General features: G+C 64.1%; 14 protein-coding genes and 1 pseudogene. 4 read left to right on the forward strand and 11 right to left on the reverse strand.

The window, feature by feature from the left end; translation table 11 throughout:
* Nucleotides 1–2: 2 nt before the first annotated feature.
* Both dapA and OX460_RS24865 read right to left on the reverse strand, forming a co-directional pair.
* Complete coding sequence (gene dapA / locus OX460_RS24860; protein ID WP_289900271.1) at nucleotides 3–1,040, reverse strand: 4-hydroxy-tetrahydrodipicolinate synthase; 1,038 nt, start codon at nucleotides 1,038–1,040, stop codon at nucleotides 3–5.
* The gene (locus tag OX460_RS24865) at nucleotides 1,037–1,336 is read right to left on the reverse strand and encodes a hypothetical protein (RefSeq protein WP_289900272.1); all 300 of its coding nucleotides are present in this window, start codon (nucleotides 1,334–1,336) and stop codon (nucleotides 1,037–1,039) included. The genes dapA and OX460_RS24865 overlap by 4 nt, the downstream gene beginning before the upstream one ends.
* A gap of 218 nt (nucleotides 1,337–1,554) precedes the next feature.
* Between OX460_RS24865 and OX460_RS24870 the strand changes: the two genes are divergently transcribed.
* Nucleotides 1,555–2,553 carry a type 1 glutamine amidotransferase gene (locus OX460_RS24870; protein WP_099666498.1) on the forward strand — a complete coding sequence of 333 codons (999 nt, stop codon included), beginning with the start codon at nucleotides 1,555–1,557 and terminating at the stop codon, nucleotides 2,551–2,553.
* The gene (locus OX460_RS24875) at nucleotides 2,550–3,629 is read left to right on the forward strand and encodes an alginate lyase family protein (RefSeq protein ID WP_289900273.1); all 1,080 of its coding nucleotides are present in this window, start codon (nucleotides 2,550–2,552) and stop codon (nucleotides 3,627–3,629) included. The genes OX460_RS24870 and OX460_RS24875 overlap by 4 nt, the downstream gene beginning before the upstream one ends.
* Here OX460_RS24875 and OX460_RS24880 read toward each other — a convergent pair whose 3' ends face one another.
* From OX460_RS24880 to OX460_RS24915, 8 genes and pseudogenes are all read right to left on the reverse strand, one after another.
* Nucleotides 3,630–6,101, reverse strand: a complete 2,472-nt coding sequence (locus tag OX460_RS24880) for a TonB-dependent receptor (protein WP_289900274.1) — start codon at nucleotides 6,099–6,101, stop codon at nucleotides 3,630–3,632.
* 95 nt (nucleotides 6,102–6,196) lie between these two features.
* Nucleotides 6,197–7,003, reverse strand: coding sequence for a FecR domain-containing protein (locus OX460_RS24885; RefSeq protein WP_354669844.1), 807 nt, complete (start codon nucleotides 7,001–7,003; stop codon nucleotides 6,197–6,199).
* A gap of 30 nt (nucleotides 7,004–7,033) precedes the next feature.
* Nucleotides 7,034–7,513 (reverse strand): annotated as a pseudogene (locus OX460_RS24890) (sigma-70 family RNA polymerase sigma factor); the annotation flags it as partial.
* 207 nt (nucleotides 7,514–7,720) lie between these two features.
* Nucleotides 7,721–8,851, reverse strand: coding sequence for a YbdK family carboxylate-amine ligase (locus tag OX460_RS24895; protein WP_034780287.1), 1,131 nt, complete (start codon nucleotides 8,849–8,851; stop codon nucleotides 7,721–7,723).
* The gene (locus tag OX460_RS24900) at nucleotides 8,852–10,039 is read right to left on the reverse strand and encodes a cation:proton antiporter (protein ID WP_034780723.1); all 1,188 of its coding nucleotides are present in this window, start codon (nucleotides 10,037–10,039) and stop codon (nucleotides 8,852–8,854) included.
* 311 nt (nucleotides 10,040–10,350) lie between these two features.
* Nucleotides 10,351–11,520: a hypothetical protein gene (locus OX460_RS24905; RefSeq protein WP_289900275.1), complete on the reverse strand. Its 1,170-nt coding sequence runs from the start codon at nucleotides 11,518–11,520 to the stop codon at nucleotides 10,351–10,353.
* Complete coding sequence (locus OX460_RS24910; protein WP_289900276.1) at nucleotides 11,514–12,164, reverse strand: GNAT family protein; 651 nt, start codon at nucleotides 12,162–12,164, stop codon at nucleotides 11,514–11,516. The genes OX460_RS24905 and OX460_RS24910 overlap by 7 nt, the downstream gene beginning before the upstream one ends.
* A 9-nt stretch (nucleotides 12,165–12,173) precedes the next feature.
* A complete protein-coding gene (locus OX460_RS24915) occupies nucleotides 12,174–13,043 on the reverse strand; it encodes a MoxR family ATPase (RefSeq protein ID WP_034780284.1) in 870 nt (289 codons plus the stop codon).
* A gap of 233 nt (nucleotides 13,044–13,276) precedes the next feature.
* On the opposite strand from OX460_RS24915, the gene OX460_RS24920 reads away from it, so the two are divergent.
* Nucleotides 13,277–13,606 carry a cytochrome c gene (locus tag OX460_RS24920; protein ID WP_092796428.1) on the forward strand — a complete coding sequence of 110 codons (330 nt, stop codon included), beginning with the start codon at nucleotides 13,277–13,279 and terminating at the stop codon, nucleotides 13,604–13,606.
* A 14-nt stretch (nucleotides 13,607–13,620) separates the two neighbouring features.
* Entirely contained in the window at nucleotides 13,621–13,962 is a 342-nt protein-coding gene (locus tag OX460_RS24925) for a cytochrome c (RefSeq protein ID WP_071075485.1), read from the forward strand.
* 13 nt (nucleotides 13,963–13,975) lie between these two features.
* On the opposite strand, the gene norR is transcribed toward OX460_RS24925, so the two are convergent.
* On the reverse strand, nucleotides 13,976–15,532 hold the full coding sequence (norR, locus tag OX460_RS24930; RefSeq protein WP_289900277.1) for a nitric oxide reductase transcriptional regulator NorR: 1,557 nt from the start codon (nucleotides 15,530–15,532) through the stop codon (nucleotides 13,976–13,978).
* Nucleotides 15,533–15,660: the final 128 nt, after the last annotated feature.

Genomic DNA, 15,660 nt, shown 5'->3' on the forward strand with positions numbered 1-15,660 from the left:
GTTCATCCGTGATGGCGATGATCATCTTGGCGCACGGCTGGCATGATGTTGGCGGGGGAAACCAGCTGCAGCAGACAGCCTTCGCGCGGCGCATCCCTGTCGCTGGCGGTCCATGCGGGCAGTTCCATCAGGGGTTCGAGCGCCGCGGCCAGGGCGGCCTGGCCGGCGGCGGACATGGGCGTCATCGGCAGGCGCAATGCGTCGCGCACCTTGCCTTGCATGGCCAGCGCCGCTTTGACGGGAGCGGGATTCGGTTCGGCAAACAGCAGGCGGATGACGGGTAGCATGATCTTGAACAGGGCGCCGGCGGCGCCGTGGCGGCCCTGCTTGACCAGATGATATAGCTGCGCATACAGATCGGGACGGACCTGGGCGGCGGCCGACATGGCGCCGTGGCCGCCCATGGACAGGCTGGCCAGCAGCAGCGCATCGTCGCCACACAGGACGTCCAGGCGCGTGTCGAGCAGCAGTTCGCCCAGTTGCTGCAGCTTGCCGCCCGCTTCCTTGATGGCGACGAAGTGCGAGTCGCGCGCCAGCAGCGCGGCTGTCTGCGGTTCGACATTGACGCCCGTGCGCGCCGGCACGTTGTACAGCACGATGGACTGGTCGGTGGCGGCGGCGATGGCCTGGAAGTGGCGCACGATGCCGTCCTGCGACGGGCGCACGTACGCGGGCGCGGAGACCAGCAGGCCGGCCAGCGGATGGTCGTTGTAGCGCTGCACCGTGGCGACGACGCTGCGCGTATCGCTGCCGCCGATCCCCATCACGACGGGGAAACGGGGGCCGACGGCTTCGAGCACGCTGTCGAGCAGCATGGTCTGTTCCGCGGCGCTCAGCATGGCCGCTTCGCCCGTGGTGCCGCACACCACCAGGCCATCGATGCCGCTGGCGGCCAGTTCGCACGCCAGTTGCTGGGCGGCGTCGAAGTCGATTTCGCCATCGACATCAAGGAATGGCGTGACCATCGGCACCCAGATGCCCTGGAAGTGCGCAGTGATGCGCGAGGAAGACATCGCGTGTTCGCAGGCATACTGGTTCATAGCGATTTCCCCTGGCTGATGCGGCCAAATTCTGCCGCCGGCAGTAGGCGCATGACGGCATCCATGGTCAGGCGCAGGGCCGGTTCCGTCACGCACAGCCAGACTTTCATGCGTTCGGCGTGGTCGACTGCCTCGACGCGCATGAATGACAGCATGCCGCCGCAGGTCCGCACGACCAGCTGGCGCAGCTCGGCCAGGCAGGCTTTGTCGACCGTGATATGCATGAGGAAGGTGGGCAGGCGGGGATGGCGGTGGGGCAGGGCTTGATGCGTTTGCAGGCGTGAATGGGGTTCCATGGTGGCTTTGCAGCGGTGGTTGAGGTACGCTCAAGATTAGCAGCGGGGGCGTAAAGATTCTCTAAAAAGCGGTGCCGCCAGCGTAAACGGGCTGTATGCATCGGGCGTGGACGTGTTGCGTGGATGCCCCGCGCGTGGGCTTTTGTTACAAAATTGAATCGTGCTTTCCGGGGCAGGGGTTTATATTGAAAACGTCTCCGCTTTCAGTCAGCTCCGCCATGTCAGACGAAAAAGATCCCCAGCTTCCCCCTTCCACCGATCCCGCGGCGCCAGCTTCGGCGCGGCCCGACCGGGTAGGCAGGGCGCCCGATGATGAGCACCGCGCGCGCGATGCCGCACCCCGCTATCTGAAGGACAACGACACGCCGCTGGCGCTGGCCTGGCGGGTGATCTCGTCGCGCTACCGCTCCATGCGCGACAAGGCCAGCCGCGATTTCATGCGGCGCACCCTGCGCATCGGCATCTCGGCGCGCATTTTCCACCCCGAACCGGGTGCCACTGGCCTGCGCAGCAAGAACCTGCAATACCTGGAAGAGTCGATCGCCCAGTGGGTCATGTCGCGCGACGTGCTGGTGTTCATGATCCCGACCGTCAATACCAGCGGCCAGCTACACCCGAGTAACATCACCTTGCGCCACTATGCGCGCCACCTGGACGGCCTGGTGCTGCAGGGCGGCGCCGACGTCTCGCCGCAGACGTATTCGGAGGCGGCCACGCGGCCCGAATGGAGCGGCGACCGCGCGCGCGACCTGTACGAACTGGAACTGCTGCACGAATTCGTCGATGCGGGCAAGCCCGTGCTGGGCATCTGCCGCGGCTGTCAACTCATCAACGTGGGCTTTGGCGGCACCCTGTACCAGGACATCGCCTCGGATGTGGAAGGCGCCACCTCGCACGTCAATGACCTGTATGACCGCCACCGCCACAGCATCGTCTTCCCGAAAGGCTCGTCGCTGGCGGGGCTGTTCCCGAAGACGGGCGAGGCGCTCGTCAATTCCATCCACCATCAGTCGGTCAAGGACCTGGGGCGCGACATCACGGTGGAAGCGTATTCGCAAGGGGACAATATCGTCGAAGCCATCCGCTACCAGCGGGCGCGCTTCGTCATGGGCCTGCAGTGGCACCCGGAATTCCATTCGGCGGGCGGCGTCGAACTGCTCGATTGCACACCCATCCTCGATAACTTTTTGCGCGCGGCGCGGGAGACGCGGTTTTGAGTACGCACCTGATGCGCCGGCGCATTGTGCTGGCCGGCCTGCTGGCGCTGCCCCTGGCTGGCTTGCGCGCGGCGCCGCGCCCGCATGAAGGCGCGCTGCCGTTTGCGCTGACGTCCGCCGCGCGCGTCCGCACGCTCAAGGCGCGGGTGGTGCCGGCCATTGCGGAACAGGTGGTCAAGGCGGCGCGCAAGGATGCGGCGCGCCCCGTGCACCTGATGGCCGAAGTGCGCACGGGCGGCTTGCTGAAGGGCGAGGGCGGACGCGAGACCAGCCAGCAGGCGCAGGAAGACTGGCGCCAGGCGCGCCTGCAGGCGCTGGCCTGGAGACTATCGGGCGAGATGGCGCATTTCGAGGCGGCGCGCCAGCTGCTGCTGGCCTGGAGCGGCGCCTACCAGCCGTCGTTCAGTCCCGTCGACGAGACGGAGCTGGCCAGCTTCCTCATGGGCTTTGACCTGGTGCAGGAACGCTTGAACGGCGTCGAGCGCGAACAGGTGCAGGCGTTTTGCCGCACCCTGGCGCACGGATATCTGAGTGACCCCATCAAGGTGGGCGGCCCGTCCACGGCGCGCAACAACTGGCATAGCCACCGCATCAAGATCGGCACGGCCGCCGCGTATGTCACGGGCGACGCCTTGCTGATCGCGCGGGCGAAGGAACGCTTCCTGGCGCACGTGCCGCGCAATATCGGCGTCGGCGGCGTACCCTTCGACTTCGAGCAGCGCGATGCCCTGCATTACACCACCTACAGCCTGGAGCCGTTGCTGACGACCGCCCTGATGGCGCAGGCGCATGGCGACGACTGGTACGGCGCACCGGCAGCGCGGCGCCTGGCCGAGGCGCTGGCCTGGCTGGCGCCGTACGCGCAGGGGAGAAAGACGCACGAGGAGTTCGCCAAGAGCGCCGTGCCCTTCGACCGCAAGCGCGTGGCGGCCGGCGAAAAAGGCTTTACGGGGAATTGGGAGCCGAAGGGCGCCGCCAATGTGTATCTGCTGGCGGCGCGCTTCGATCCCGCTTACCTGCCGCTGGCGCTGGAATTGCACCCGCCAGCCTGGGCGCTGGCGCTGTATGGGAGCTGATTAAAACTTCGTGCGCACGGTGAACATCACATTGCGCGGTTCGCCGTAGAAGCCCGTCTGGAACAGGCCGAGGCCCGTGAAGTATTTCTTGTCCAGCAGGTTGTTCACGTTGACGCTGGCCGTGACGTTCCTGCTGATCTCGTAGCGCACCATCAGGTTGAGCAGCGCGTAGCCGCCCTGCTTGATGCGTGAATTGTCCTCGATGGCGGGGTTCCAGATATTGCCGTCGTAGCTGCTTTGCCAGTTGATGCCGCCACCGACGGTCAGCTTGTCCAGGCTGGCAGGCAGGCGCCACGTGCCTTGCACGCGCACCAGGTGGGCAGGCTGCGTCGTTTTCAACATGGTAGAAAAGACATCCTTGCCATCCGCATCGCGCACGTGGGTGTAGGTGTAGCCGGCGCTCAGCCTCACATCCTTGGCCACTTCGCCCGTCACTTCCATTTCCACGCCACGACTGGTGACGCCGTCGATGGCTTTATACATTATCTCACCGTTGACTTCGCCCACAGGGCTGGCCACGTTGCTTTGACGGATCTGGAACAGGGACGCGCTGCCATTGACCTTGCCGTCGAGGTATTCGGCCTTCACACCCGCTTCCACACCCTTGCCGCGCACGGGCGACAGGAAGTTGCGGTTGATGTCGCGGCTGCTTTGCGGCGCGAAGATGCTCGTGTAGCTGCCGAACACGGAATACGTCTTGTCGAGGTCATACACGACGCCCGCATACGGCGTGATGACCTTGTTTTCCTCGATGCGCGAGGTGATGCGCGCGGTGCCGGCGTCGAAGAAAGTGCGGTCCTGCTCCTGCTTGTAATCGCTCACGCGTGCGCCGAGAATTACCGACAGCGCGTCAAGCGGATGCAGGCGCACGGCGCCATACAGGCCGCTCTGACGCGTGCTATCGTTGTCGTTGCCCAGGCGCTTGAACGCCGGTTCCGCGTACTGGCCGCGCCAGTCGAAATAACTGCCTTCGACGGGCGGGTAGACCGAATCATAGACGGGACCATCCTGCTTCGCCGCCGAACTGGAATAACCGATCATCGCTTCATGCTGGCGGCCAAACGCGGTAAACGGGCCGCTGGCGTCGACGTTGACGGTGGTCTGGCGGCGGTCGCCCTTGTATTTACCCATGAAGAAAAACGCGCCTGCGCCCGTGGCGGGGTCGGGATTGCCGCCGCTGGCCGAACCGAGCACGCTGTCATGCTTGCTGCGCAACTGATTGGCGCTCAATTTCACTTTCCACGCGTTGGCGAAGCTGTGTTCCAGCGACGTAAATAGGGTGGTGTTCTGCATGTCGCGGCGGCTCCAGTCCGTGGCCGGGTTCCACGAGGTGGGGAAATCCGTGCGCGTGCCGTCGGACAGCAGGACGGGGAAACCGGTCCAGGTCGACCCGCGCGGCTTGTAATCCTGGTGCGTAAAGCCGGCCGTCAGCAGAGTGACGGGCGTCAGGTCCGCCTCGATGATGCCGTAGGCGACGGATTTCTGCTGCGTGTAGCGATCCAGGTAGGAGTGCTTGTCCTGGTAGGCGCCCACCAGGCGGCCGCGCACCGTGCGGCTGTCGTTCAGGGGGCCGGAAACATCGGCTTCGCCGCGGTAGTTGTCCCACGATCCCGCGCCCAGGGTGGCCGAACCCTCGAAGTGGGCAGTGGGGCGCTTGCGCACCATGTTGACGGTGGCCGACGGGTCGCCCGAACCGCTCATCAGGCCCGTCGCGCCTTTCAGCACTTCGATGCGGTCGTAGATGGCCATGTCGCTGTTCGTCGTCCCCCAGTCGTAGACGCCGTCATAGATGGCCGACACGCCGTCGTACTGGAAATTGGTGACGGCAAAGCCGCGCGCCTGGAAGCTCCAGCGGTCGCTGTCGTAATTTTGCACGCTCACGCCATTGACGTTTTTCATGACGTCGGAAACGGCATTGCTGTTCTGGTCATCCATCTGCTGGCGCGTGACGATGGTCAGCGATTGCGGCGTTTCGCGCTGGCTCAAGGCCAGGCCCGTGGCGCCGCTGGCGGGGCCGCCCGTATAGCTGCCGGTACCGCCCGTCACGGCGCTACGCTCGGCCGCCGCCACCACGGTGACGCCGCCCATGACGGCCACGCCGCGGCTATCCACCGAGGCAGTATCCGCGCCGGCGGGGATCTTTTGCAGCAGGTAGCCGCCGTTCGCCTGCGGCACGGCTTGCAGGTCGCTGCCGGCCAGCAGCACGCGGAAACCATCGTGCACGCCATAGCTGCCTTGCAGGCCGGCGCTGCGCAAGCCTTGCGTGGCGTCGCTGGAGAACGACAATAAAATGGCGCTGTCGCTGCCGAAGCGCGTCAGCACATCGCCCAGCGCGCCGGCGGGAATGCTGTAGATGCGCACTTGCTGGCTTTGTGCCTGGGCCAGCGCCGGCAGGGTGAGAGCCAAGCCGATTTGCGACAGGGCGCAGGCCAGGACGGTGCGGGTAAGGAGGGAACGCGAAGCGTGGTGCATGGAATAAAACCTTTCGTGGATGCGCAAGATGGAGACTGCCTACCTTCCAAGTCACGCGAGCACGCCGAAACAGCTCACTTTGCAGAAAATTTAATTCAGCGGGCCACCAGTTCGATCCTGACGACTTGCTGACCCCAGAAGCGCGTCACGGTATTGCGCCGCAATTGCAGGCTGGCGCTGACGGCGTCGAGGATGGCGCCGACATTGGCCAGCGGGTAGGAACCGGACACGCGCAGGTCGGCGATGCCGGGCGCGCAGGCCAGCGGATGCTCGCTGTAGCGCGCCAGCTCGGCGAGGAAATCGGCCAGGCGCATGTCGCGCGCCACCAGCATGCCGTCCAGCCAGGCGCCGCCATATGGCGCCAGCGCCTGGCGATGATGGCTGTTGCTGTCGAAATGGGCACCTTCGCCGGGATGCAGCACCAGACGCTGGGCGCCGTCGCCGGTCAGCACGGCGACGGCCCCTTCGAGCACGCCGGCGCTGGCATAGTCATCGTGCAGGCGCACGGTGAAGCGCGTGCCCAGTGCCTGCAGGCTGCCGTGCGGTGTGGCGACGAAGAAGGGGCGCCGTGCCGCATCCTTGCCGGTGGCGATGAAGATTTCGCCGGCCAGCAGTTCGATGCTGCGCCGCTCGCCGTCGTAAGCGATGTTCACGGCGCTGCTGGTGTTGAGCGTGAGCTGGGTGCCATCGTCCAGTGTCACCATGCGGCGCTGGTTGACTGCCGTGCGGTAATCGGCCATCCAGCCGCGCCATGGGCTGCGGCGCTCAAACTCATACAGCGAGGCACCGCAGGCCAGCAGCAGGGCCAGGGTCTTGACGGCATGGCGGCGCGGCGCATTCGCTTGCACGCAGGCGCGCAGCAAGGTGGCGTGCATGGCGGGCGGCAGGTGCTCGTGCTGCATTTGCAGCTGCTGCCACGCCTGCGCGGCGCTGCCGGCCCGCTGCAGGTGGCGTTTCACCGTGGCCAGCGAGATGCCGAGCTGGCGCGCGATGTCTTCCTGCGGCAGCTCGTCGAGCTGGCGTAGTAAAAAAGCCCGTTTCACGGGAGGCGGCAAGCCGTCGAGCATGCGGTCCAGTTCAAACACGGTGGCCAGCAGCAGCGACCGTTCCTCGGGCGATGGCGCATGCCGGGGCGGCAGTTGCGCCAGCACGTCGAGGTAAGCCTCTTCGAGTTTCTGACGGCGGTAATGGTTGAACAGCACGCGCTGCGCGACGGTGGCGAGAAAGGCGCGCGGCTCGCGCGCGGCGATGGCGTCTTCGCGGTCGAGCAGGCGCATGAAGGTGTCGTGCGCCACATCGGCCGCGCATGCCGTGCTACCCAGCTTCTTGCGCAGCCAGCCTTGCAGCCAGCCGTGGTGGTCGGCATACAGTGTCGCGATGTCCTGGCGTTGTAGCGGCTCTGCCAGCGGCATCGCATTCCCCTTGCATGGCCGGCCCGGGTGGGCTGGTGTTTTTAAACAATAATAAGAATCATTCTCACTTATTGTAACAAGCGGTGGCGGCGGCTGTAAACGATGGGGAGATAGGGTGTGGTTTTTTGGGTTTGACGTTGTTGAATGCTGGGGTCTGACCCGGCGGGTCAGACCCCATGGACGCGACGTTGGCTGGACCGGACAGCGTCAATAGTTCATCGGTTCACCGCGAAAACATCGGATCGCCGAATCGACCATGCCCTCGGCACTGCCCTGCAAGCTGTGCTGCTTGCGCAGGTATTGCGCGTCGCTCCATTGCTTGGCCACGTCCGACAGGTGTTTCAGGGCTGGCGTGCTGCCCAGCGCCTCGGCGTGCGGTTCCATCTTGCGCAGGGTGGTCATGATGTCTTCGCGCAGCGACATCGTTTCGTAGGTTTTCGGATGCGTGATGGCGCCGTCGAGGCCGAAGCGGCAAGCCTGGAAGCGGTTGTAGTTATATACGAGGTAATCGTCTTCCACCGGCGGGGTTTCGCGGCGTTCGAGCAGGTAACGGCACAGGGCCTGCAGGTAGGCGGCCAGCGCGGCGGCCCGTTCCACCGTCAGCGGCGTGTCGCATACGCGCAGTTCGATGGTGCCGAATTCCGGCTTGGGACGGATATCCCAGTAAAAATCCTTCATGCTCTTGATGATGCCCGTGTTCTCCATCTTGGCGAAATACTCGTTGGAGAACTGGTCCCAGCTCAGCGTAAACGGCGCGCGCCCGCTCATGGGAAACGCGAACACGGAATTGAGGCGGGCCGAATCGAACAGGGTGTCGCGGCCCTGCACGTAGGGCGAGGACGCCGACAGGGCGATGAAGTGGGGGATGTAGCGGTTCAGCGAATGCAGCAGGAACATGGCGTCGTCGCCCGAGGCGCAGCCGATGTGCACGTGCTGGCCGAAGATGGTGAATTGCTTGGCCAGGTAGCCGTACAGTTCCGAAATCTCCTGGAAGCGTGGCTTGGAAAAGATCTTTTGCGACGACCATTGCTGGAACGGGTGCGTGCCGCCGCCTGCGATGCCGATATTGAGCTTGTCGCCGGCCGTGATCAAGGTGTCGCGGATTTCCTGCAGCTGCTCCAGCAGGGGGCCGTGATGCGTGTGCACGCTCGAGTTGATCTCGATCATGCTCTCGGTGATTTCCGGCGTGACGTTGCCGGGAAACGGTTTTTTGTTCAGCAGATGCAGCAGGTCGGGGCTGGCGGCCGTCAAGTCATAGTCCGACAGGTTCACCAGTTGCAGTTCGAGTTCGACGCCGAAGGTCAGCGCGGCCGATTGGCCAAAGGGTTCCAGCGGCATTTAGCGCTCCTTGATTTCGTGGGTTTCTTTGGCCAGCATCAGCACGCGCTGCACCAGCACGGGGCCGACCAGTTCCAGGCCCAGGGTGATGGCGGCCAGGGCGTTCAATTCGTCGCCGAAGTTCACGCCGTGCTGGCGCGCGTGTTCCAGCAGCAGGATGATGAAGACGGAGACGGGCGTCAGCGCCACGCCCGTCAGCACGCCCTTGCGCCAGGAAATGCCGCTGACATGCGAGAACGCGGCCACGCCGACGACCTTCGTCAGCAATCGCCCGCCGACGACGGCCAGGGCCAGGCCCGCGCCGGCAGCCACGCTGGCCCATTCCAGGGTCGAGGCGGCATACACGAACAGCAGCACCGTCAGCAGCTCGCCCAGCGCGCCGAAATTGCGCTGCGCCTGGCTGAAGGCGACACGGCGGTGGCGCGCCACCAGGCCGAAGGTGAGGGTGGCCAGCAGCGGCGACAGGCTGGTGGTGTAGGTGAGGGCGACGAGCAGCATCACCGACAGCGCGAAGGCCACGGTGGCATCCTGCGCCATATTGCCCAGGCGGCGCAGCATGGCCGGCACGACGATGCCGAAGACGGTACCGGCGGCCACCGAGGCGGCCAGCACGGCGGCGCTGCTGCTGCTCGCTTCGATCAGGTCGGTGGAACTCTGGAACATCCAGAAGCCGACGATGATGTTGAACGTGAAGACGGCCAGCACGCAATTGAGAGCGGTGAGGTGGACGATGCGTTCCGTGACCTGGCCCGAACTGCGCTCCTCGTTGATGACGCGCATGATGGTGGCCGGCGAGGTGGACATGGCCAGGGACGCCAGCAGCAGCGCCGTCATCGAGGTGGAACCGAATTCGATGCCGATGAAGTAGACGACGGCAAAGGTCAGCAAGGATTCGACCAGGCCCGTGACGGCGATCCACGGATTGTTCTTCAGCCAGCGCAGGTTGATGCGGTAGCCGACTTCGAACAGGATCAGGCCGAAGGCCACGTCGGCCAGCACCAGCATGGGGCCGGCGTCCGTCTGCGGCAGGATGCCCACCTGCGTTTGCGCGAGGACGAAACCGATCACGCCGTAAAAACTGATGCGCGGCAGGCCAGTCCAGCGGTGGCCGAATTCGCCCACCACCCAGGCCAGGGTGATGGCGAACGGCCAGGACAGGTCGGCGGCGATCGAGATCAGACTTTGCATGCTCATTCCTTTGAAAATGGCGCTGGCACCGGCCGGCAGCACGGGGCTGGCGCGGCAATGTCGTGGTGCAGCGATGGTGCATGGTTTGCGCAGAGCGATGCGCCGATTCTACCGGAGCAGAAGGCGCGCACGATGTGCGCAATCGAACAGTGTCGCGGCCATGGCGGCCGCGCACAGGATGCAGCAGGTTGGGCAGGGCTGGTATCAGCGTATGGTACCCGCCCGCAGCGGAGAGGCTCCGCACGGTAGTGCCGTGTCGCAGTGTACGGCATGGCGGCCCCCTGCCGCCATGGACTTTTTGTTGCGTGCTCTTATTTACTGAGCAGACGCATGCCCCGTTCCAGCCCGTCGATCGACAGGGGGAACATGCGGTTGTTCATCAACTGCCGCATCACGCCGATCGACTGGCGGTACTGCCACAATCCCTCCGATTCGGGATTGAGCCAGATGAATTTCGGGAACGCCTGGGTAAAGCGCGCCAGCCACGTCGATCCCGCTTCCTCGTTGTTGTATTCGACGCTGCCGCCCGGCTGCAGGATTTCATAGGGACTCATGGTGGCGTCGCCGACGAAAATCAGCTTGGTGTCGGGCGGGTACTTGCGCAGCACATCCCAGGTGGGGAAACGCTCGGCGTTGCGGCGCCGGTTGTTCTTCCACAGGTAGTCGTAGACGCAGTTATGGAAGTAAAAGAACTCCATGTTCTTGAATTCCGTCTTCGCCGCCGAGAACAGTTCCTCGGTGCGCTCGATATGGTCGTCCATGCTGCCACCCACGTCGAGCAACATCAGCACCTTGATGCGGTTCTTGCGCTCGGGCCGCATTTTGATATCCAGATAGCCGGCGTTATTGGCTGTGGCGGCGATGGTGGCGTCGAGCGCCAGTTCATCTTCCGCGCCTTCGCGCGCGAACTTGCGCAGGCGGCGCAAGGCCACCTTGATGTTGCGCGTGCCCAGTTCGCGCTCGCCGTCGTAATCCTTGTAGCTGCGCGCTTCCCACACTTTCACGGCCGTGCGGTTGCCGCCCTTGCCGCCGATGCGGATGCCTTCCGGGTTCGTGCCGCCATTGCCGAATGGCGACGTGCCGCCCGTGCCGATCCATTTGCTGCCGCCTTCGTGGCGCTCCTTCTGTTCCTTCAGCAGCTCGTTAAGGCGGTCCATCAGCTTGTCGTAGCCGAATTTCTCCAGCTGCGCCTTCTGCTCCTCGGATAGCTCGCGCTGCATGCGTTTGAGCAGCCAGTCGAGGGGAATCGCCGCGTTCGTGTCGAAGGCCGCGTTGACGCCCTTGAAGTACTGGGCAAACGCGCGGTCGAACTTGTCGAAATGGGCTTCATCCTTGACCAGGGTCAGGCGCGCCAGATAGTAAAAATCGTCCATCGAGGCGTCGATGACGTTCTTTTGCAGCGCCTCAAGAAGGGTCAGGAATTCCTTGATCGAGACGGGAATCTTCGCATCCTTGAGCGTGAAGAAGAAGTCGATCAGCATGGCGCTTCCTCTGTCCCGGCGTCGCCTGCGCGAGGCAGTGCGGTGATCGGGCGCTGCGCCAGCTTGTAGCGCAGATGGGCGGCGATTTCCGGCCATTCGCCGCGCGTGATGCTGTACATGACCGTGTCGCGCACGGTGCCGTCGCGGCGCAGCGCATGGTGGCGCAGCACGCCATCCTTTTTCGCGCCCAGGCGTTCTATGGCCGCCTGCGAGGCATGGTTGAAATTGTCGGTGCGCAGACCCACCAGCGCGCAGCCGAGTGTGTCGAAGGCGTGCGCCAGCAGCAGCAATTTGCAGGTGGTGTTGACATGGCTGCGCTGGCAGCGCTTCGCATACCAGGTGTAGCCGATTTCCAGACGCCCGATGGCTGGCACCACGTCGTGGTAGCTGGTGGTGCCGAGCACCTCGCCGCTGGCCACGTCGATGACGGCAAAGGCGAAGCGCGAAGGGCGCATCTCGATACCCTTGAAAATGTACTGGTCCACCTGGTCCGGCTCGGGTACGGAGGTGACGCGCAGGTTCCACAGTTCGCCATCCATGGCCGCCGCGCGCAAGCCGGGCGCGTGGTGCGGCGCCAGCGCTTCGAGGCGGATGCCGTGCAGTTCCAGGGGGACGAAGACCTTGTCCGGGCTGATGTCGTTCACCGGCGCTCCTTAGCGGTTGGTGCGCGACATGAACATCAGGCGCTCGAACAGGTGCACGTCCTGTTCGTTTTTCAGCAGCGCGCCGTGCAGCGGCGGCACGACGGCCTTGTTGTCCTTGCTGCGCAGCGCGTCAAAGGGGATGTCCTCGGCCAGCAGGAGCTTGAGCCAGTCGAGGAATTCCGACGTCGACGGCTTTTTCTTCAGGCCCGGCACGTCGCGCACTTCATAGAAGGTTTGCAGCGCCTGCGCCAGCAATTCCTGTTTCAGGTGCGGGTAGTGGACGGCGACGATCTGCTCCATCGTGTCCTTGTCCGGGAATTTGATGTAATGGAAGAAGCAGCGGCGCAGGAAGGCGTCCGGCAGTTCCTTTTCGTTGTTCGAGGTGATGATGACGAGCGGGCGATGGCGCGCCGTGACCATTTCGCGCGTTTCGTAGACATAGAATTCCATGCGGTCCAGTTCGCGCAACAAGTCGTTCGGGAATTCGATGTCGGCTTTGTCGATTTCATCGATCAAGAGCACCACCGGCTCGGGCGCCGTGAACGCCTGCCACAGCACGCCCTTGACGATGTAGTTCTGGATGTCGCGCACGCGCTCGTCGCCCAGCTGCGAGTCGCGCAGGCGCGAGACGGCGTCGTATTCGTACAGGCCCTGCTGCGCCTTGGTGGTCGATTTGATATGCCATTGCATCAGCGGCATGTTCAGCGCGGCGGCCACTTCCTCGGCCAGCATGGTCTTGCCCGTGCCCGGTTCGCCCTTGATCAGCAGCGGGCGTTGCAGGGTCAGCGCCGCATTCACGGCCAGTTTCAGGTCGGCGGTGGCGACATAGCTGTCGGAACCTTCGAAGCGTTGGCCTTGCTGGGTGTGCTGTGCTTGCATGAGCGGTCTGCCAAAGTAGGGAAATGGTGAGTATAAACAGAACTGTGGCGCACTGCCACGCGGACGGCCTGTGCCTGCCTGCCTACAATGCGGGTTTTATAGGTGGACTTGCAAGAATATCTTGGCTAGAATCGGCAAGCAGCAGATTAATTGTCAACCTTAATTGTCAACACATAAAATCAATAAAAACCAGCTCTGGCGTTTCTCCGATTACCTTTGTTCACATTGCCACTATGAAAAAAATATTTGCACTTCTCGTGCTTGCCGGCATAGCAAATGCCGTCACAGCGGCTGACATTGTAGGAAACGCCAAGGCAGCCACTGCCAAGGTGGAAATGTGTATCGGCTGCCATGGCATCCCCGGTTACAAGGCAACCTTCCCCGAAGTGTTCCAGGTGCCGATGATCGGCGGCCAGCCGGCAAAATATATCGAGAATGCGCTGCAAGCCTACAAGAAGGGTGATCGCAAGCACCCGAGCATGAAGGGCATCGCCAGCAGCCTGTCGGACCAGGATATCGCCGATGTCGCCGCGTATTATGCGCAACAAGCCAAGCCGAACTGAGGACCAGCCAGATGATGAAAACACTACTCGCCGCCCTCGTTTGCGCCACCGTCTCGTTCGGCGCCAGCGCCGCCGGCAATATCAACACGGGCAAGGCCCTGGCCGAAAAATACAGCTGCGCCACCTGCCACGGCAAGGATTACGGTTCGCCCATCGACCCGTCCTATCCGAAATTGGCGGGCCAGCACAAGGATTACCTGGAACACGCCTTGACGGCGTATAAGCGGGGCGACAAGGCCAATGGCCGCAACAACGCCATCATGACGGGCCAGGTGAAACCGCTGAGCAACCAGGACATCAAGGACCTGGCCGCCTACCTGCACAGCCTGCCGACCACCCTGGTCATTCACCGCTGAGTTTTAGCCGGGCTCAGGCTTTCAAGCCGACCCGGCGCGCCAGCTTGTGCAGATTGCTGGCGTCCAGCCCCAGCTGGCGCGCGGCAGCGGCCCAGTTATCCTGATGTAGCACCAGCGCTTGCCGGATGGCCTGGCGCTGGCTTGCTTCCACGATCTGATGCATGGACAGCAGCGGCGCCGCCGGCGCTCCGCACGCAGCCGGCGCAGGCAGCGACGCGTTCGCACCGGCTGGCGCCTCCAGCGCATCGAGGTCGAGCATATCCGTTTCCAGGGTCACGATGTCCTTGCGGTCCGCGCCGCGGATCACGGCTTTCAGCGCGGCCCGGCTGATCACATGTTCCAGTTCGCGCACATTGCCCGGCCAGCGGTAATGGCATAGCGCGTTTTCCGCCGCGGCGGACAGGCGCAGGCTGCGCAAGCCCAGACGCGCGCGGTTGAGCTCAAGAAAACCGCCGGCCAGCAGCAGCACGTCATTGCCCCGCTCGCGCAGCGGCGGAATCGGCACGGGATACACGGACAGGCGGTGATACAGGTCGGCGCGGAAGGTGCCGTCGCGCACATGCTCGCGCAGGCTGCGGTTGGTGGCGGCGATCACGCGCACGTTGACCCGGCGCGGCCGGTCCGCACCCAGGCGCTGGATTTCGCCATTTTGCAAGGTGCGCAGCAGCTTGGCCTGTATCGACAGCGGCAATTCCCCCACTTCATCGAGAAACAGGGTGCCCCCTTCGGCCGCCTCGAAACGCCCGGGCCGGTCGCTGACGGCGCCGGAAAACGCGCCGCGTACATGGCCGAACAATTCGCTTTCGGCCAGGGACTCGGGCAAGGCCGCGCAATTGACGTGGATCAAGGGCTTGCCTGCGCGGCGCGACAGGCGGTGCAGGCGGTGCGCGCACAATTCCTTGCCGACGCCCGTCTCTCCCAGCAGCAGCACGGGCAGTTCGGAATCGGCGACCACTTGCAATTCGTGCAGCAAGTGCGTGATGGCGCTGCTCTGGCCGACGAAATCGTGTTCCTCGCGCGGCGCTTGCGCATCGGCCAGCATGGCGCCGCCCGACAGGCGCAGGGCGCGGATTTCCGTTTCCAGGCGGGTCACGCGCACGGCCGCCTCGATGGCGCAAGCCAGTTCACCCAGGTCGCGCTGCGCCTGTCCATTGAAGGTGCCTACCTGCAGGGCGTCGAGCGTGATCACACCCCAGCGTTCGCCTTCCAGGTCCAGTGCCATGCCCATGCAGTCGTGCACGGGCAGCGGCTCGCCGGCCCGCTCGGCGATCAAGCCATCGTAGGGATCGGGCAGGGAGCTGTCGTGATGGAAGCACAGCACGCCGCGCCGTTGCAGGATGGCGGCCAGACGCGGATGGTCGGCGACGGCGAAGCGACGCCCCAGCGCGTCGCTGGCCAGGCCGGCCATCGCCACGGGGCGCAAGTGCTCGCCATCGAGCTTGAGCAAGGCCACGGCGTCGCAGCCGAAGTGTGCGCGCAGGCTGCCGACCAGGCGCTGCAGGCGCACTGCCACGGGCAGGTCGGCGACCAGGTCGGTGAGCAGCAGCAGGTGGATGGCAGTGGTGGTCATAAGTACCATGCAGGGTACAACGAACCACGGTAAACAAGGGTCATTACGACCCTGTGTTTTTTAAATCATTGATTTAAAACAAGTTTTTCCTGGCACATGGTTTGCCTAGGTATGGCTGCCAAACCGGC

It is taken from the genome of Janthinobacterium sp. SUN033 (genome assembly GCF_030397595.1).
GTDB classification, from domain to species: Bacteria; Pseudomonadota; Gammaproteobacteria; order Burkholderiales; family Burkholderiaceae_D; genus Janthinobacterium; species Janthinobacterium kumbetense.

Excerpts from the sequence above, each read along its gene's own strand:
- dapA (WP_289900271.1), bottom strand. The coding sequence starts at position 1,040 with ATGAACCAGTATGCCTGCGAACACGCGATGTCTTCCTCGCGCATCACT.
- OX460_RS24865 (WP_289900272.1), bottom strand. The coding sequence starts at position 1,336 with ATGGAACCCCATTCACGCCTGCAAACGCATCAAGCCCTGCCCCACCGC.
- OX460_RS24870 (WP_099666498.1), top strand. The coding sequence starts at position 1,555 with ATGTCAGACGAAAAAGATCCCCAGCTTCCCCCTTCCACCGATCCCGCG.
- OX460_RS24880 (WP_289900274.1), bottom strand. The coding sequence starts at position 6,101 with ATGCACCACGCTTCGCGTTCCCTCCTTACCCGCACCGTCCTGGCCTGC.
- OX460_RS24885 (WP_354669844.1), bottom strand. The coding sequence starts at position 7,003 with ATGCAGCACGAGCACCTGCCGCCCGCCATGCACGCCACCTTGCTGCGC.
- OX460_RS24895 (WP_034780287.1), bottom strand. The coding sequence starts at position 8,851 with ATGCCGCTGGAACCCTTTGGCCAATCGGCCGCGCTGACCTTCGGCGTC.
- OX460_RS24900 (WP_034780723.1), bottom strand. The coding sequence starts at position 10,039 with ATGCAAAGTCTGATCTCGATCGCCGCCGACCTGTCCTGGCCGTTCGCC.
- OX460_RS24905 (WP_289900275.1), bottom strand. The coding sequence starts at position 11,520 with ATGCTGATCGACTTCTTCTTCACGCTCAAGGATGCGAAGATTCCCGTC.
- OX460_RS24915 (WP_034780284.1), bottom strand. The coding sequence starts at position 13,043 with ATGCAAGCACAGCACACCCAGCAAGGCCAACGCTTCGAAGGTTCCGAC.
- OX460_RS24920 (WP_092796428.1), top strand. The coding sequence starts at position 13,277 with ATGAAAAAAATATTTGCACTTCTCGTGCTTGCCGGCATAGCAAATGCC.
- OX460_RS24925 (WP_071075485.1), top strand. The coding sequence starts at position 13,621 with ATGAAAACACTACTCGCCGCCCTCGTTTGCGCCACCGTCTCGTTCGGC.
- norR (WP_289900277.1), bottom strand. The coding sequence starts at position 15,532 with ATGACCACCACTGCCATCCACCTGCTGCTGCTCACCGACCTGGTCGCC.